The 2,505-nt window shown below is 62.8% G+C and carries 3 protein-coding genes and 1 pseudogene; 2 read left to right on the top strand and 2 right to left on the bottom strand.

The annotated features are described in order from the left end of the window. Nucleotides 1–67: pseudogene (locus ACXJL8_RS38890) on the bottom strand (NepR family anti-sigma factor); the annotation flags it as partial. 222 nt (nt 68–289) lie between these two features. Here ACXJL8_RS38890 and ACXJL8_RS38885 point away from each other — a divergent pair. Further along, nucleotides 290–1,096, top strand: a complete 807-nt coding sequence (locus ACXJL8_RS38885; RefSeq protein WP_456617359.1) for a response regulator — start codon at nt 290–292, stop codon at nt 1,094–1,096. 76 nt (nt 1,097–1,172) lie between these two features. Here the strand turns inward: ACXJL8_RS38885 and ACXJL8_RS38880 are convergent, their stop codons facing one another. Next, nucleotides 1,173–2,027: an energy transducer TonB family protein gene (locus ACXJL8_RS38880; protein ID WP_456617560.1), complete on the bottom strand. Its 855-nt coding sequence runs from the start codon at nt 2,025–2,027 to the stop codon at nt 1,173–1,175. 178 nt (nt 2,028–2,205) lie between these two features. Here ACXJL8_RS38880 and ACXJL8_RS38875 point away from each other — a divergent pair. Then, the coding region (locus tag ACXJL8_RS38875; protein ID WP_456686801.1) for a nuclear transport factor 2 family protein at nt 2,206–2,505 on the top strand (300 nt) is incomplete at its 3' end.

The raw sequence follows: 2,505 nt of genomic DNA, 5'->3' as shown, positions 1-2,505 counted from the left end.
TCTCCGGAGTGAGCCCTCCCTTGCCGGGGGTCGTGCTTTTGCTGGCTTGAGACTTGAGATCTTTCATGACCTGTTCCACGTTTCCCCGAGTTAAGTGACTGTAGTATCGAGAAGTTTTCTCAACCGGGAGCCGTTCCCTGGATAGGCACAATTCCAGGTTCGAACAAAAGTTCCGCCTCATACGGAACTTTTCTTGTCCTGAGGCGTAGTCAGCCCCARCAGGGGAACCCGGGCCTCCCCCTGTTATGCCTGGTTCTGAAGGATTGGCCCGATGAGGAATGGAGTGGGGATGTCCCGTTCACAGCTTGTTGCTGAGCACTTGCCGTTGTTGCGCCGGTATGCACGTGCCCTGACGGGCAGCCAGCCCTCCGGCGACGCCTATGTCGCAGCCATGTTGGAAGCCATGCTGGGGGACCCGTCGGTGCTCGACGAGAGCCATGGGCCGCGCGCCGGCCTGTTCCGGCTGTTCACCCAGATCTGGAATTCGGTCTCGGTCAATGACGACGCCGAGGTCGCGACCTTGCCGATGCCGCCCGAGCGGCGGCTGTCGAACATCACCCCGCTGCCGCGGCAGGCCTTCCTGCTGCTGTCGCTCGAGGGCTTTTCGGAAGAGGAAGTCGGTTACATCCTCGGTACCGACGTCGCCGAGACGCGGCGGCTGGCGGATGCCGCGGGCCGCGAGATGGCGGCCGAGATCGCCACCGACGTGCTGATCATCGAGGACGAGACCTTCATCGCCATGGACCTCGAGAGCCTGGTGAAGAATCTCGGCCATAATGTCGTCGGTGTCGCGCGCACCCATGCCGACGCGGTGGCGCTTGCCAAGAACAGGCGGCCCGGCCTGATCCTCGCCGACATCCAGCTCGCCGACGGATCGTCGGGCTTGGACGCCGTCAACGAATTGCTGCGGACCTTCGAGGTGCCGGTGGTGTTCATCACCGCCTATCCGGAGCGCTTCCTCACCGGTGAGCGCCCCGAGCCRGCGTTCCTGATCTCGAAACCGTTCCAGCCGGCGATGGTGTCGGCGGTGGCGAGCCAGGCGCTGTTCTTCCAGCGCAACTCCCGCAACCGCGCGCCGAAGGCGCCGGCGGCCTGATAAGGCTTGCATCGAACATGAAGACGGCGCGTCGCAAGGCGCGCCGTCTTTGCATGTGGCGGGATGTCGCTTTGCTTCAACAGCCGCGGCAGATGCCGCGAAGTATGGAATTCAGCTTGGTATCGTCTGGCCTCGGGGACTTCGCATTCAGCTTGGCCTGGTCCTCGATCCAGGATTGGAGCAATTTTTCTCGTTCCGGCGACGGGGCCAAGCTTTGTTGCGTCCCGTCGAAAGTTATGAGGACGGTCATTCTCTGAAGATCGTCCTTCGCCTCGGCGGGCGGTTTCGGGAACGGCACGGATCGCTCGACCATGGCGAGCGTCGCGGCATCCAGCGGCGCGAAGCCGGTGCTTTCCACCAAAGCGTTTGAGATCAATTTGCCCGAACGATCGACCACGAATGTGACACCGGCATCGCCTTTCTGCCCTATCGCCCCCGGAGGGAACACCCTGTGGCGCCAGACATGTTCGGTGACCGCCTTGCGCCAGGCGGCCATGGGATCAGACGCCGTGGGGGCGGGATCCGCTCCGCTCAGCACGACCCGAAAGGAGGGCACCTGAAATTGACGACCGCTGAAGACAATCGGCACGGTGAAAGAGAACGAGTTGTCCTTCAGCTCCGAAGGCGGCGCCGGAAACGGTTCGGCGCGGGCGATGATCGCCAGCGCAGCATCGTCGAGCGGCCGCGAGCCGGCGCTTTCAGCCACCGCCCGCGAGATCAACCTGCCGGACCGGTCGATGATGAATGCGACTTTGGCTTGGCCGGTTTGCCCCCATGCTTCAACTGGGAAAAACCTGTTGCTGTTAATGTGCGCCGCCACCCCCGCCTTCCAGGCTTTGACGCTGTCGCTCTGCGGTTCAGTCTGGGCATAAGAGGGAAAGGCCGCGAGCAATCCGAGGAGGGCGGCAAGCAAAGGGAATTTCATCTGCATCGATGCCAATACTAATCGCCATCAGGTTGATTGCAAGGCTCGCTGCTCGTATGGCGTTCGCGCAGGTGTGGGCAATTCGAAGGGCTGGAAGGCCCGCTTGACGGCGGCCAAATTGCCCCGTTGATATTTCGGAGCGATGACAATCATCGCAGCCTCAAGCCGCCGGGAGAGACGTACCATGGACCAGCAACTCCTCGATCGTCTCGCCATCCGCGACCTCGTCGAGAACTGGGCGGTGTGGCGCGATGCCGGTGACTGGGAGCGCTTTGCTACCGTCTGGCACGAAGAGGGCTGGATGTCCGCCACCTGGTTTCAGGGGCCGGCGCGGGATTTCATGCGCGTCAGCCAGGAGGGGTTTGCCAAGGGGGTGCGTATCCTGCATTTCCTCGGCGGCACCAGCATTGATCTTTCAGGCGAGCGGGCCATCGCCCAGACCAAGATGACGATCTCGCAGCGCGCCCCCGTGCACGACGTGCTC

This window comes from Bradyrhizobium sp. P5_C11_2, from assembly GCF_054049755.1.
The sequence above is the reverse complement of the archived record's forward strand: the minus strand, read 5'-3'. Positions and strand labels throughout refer to the sequence as shown.

What these genes read in the sequence shown, in the direction of transcription:
- ACXJL8_RS38880 (WP_456617560.1), bottom strand. Translation starts at nt 2,027, where the DNA reads ATGCAGATGAAATTCCCTTTGCTTGCCGCCCTCCTCGGATTGCTCGCG.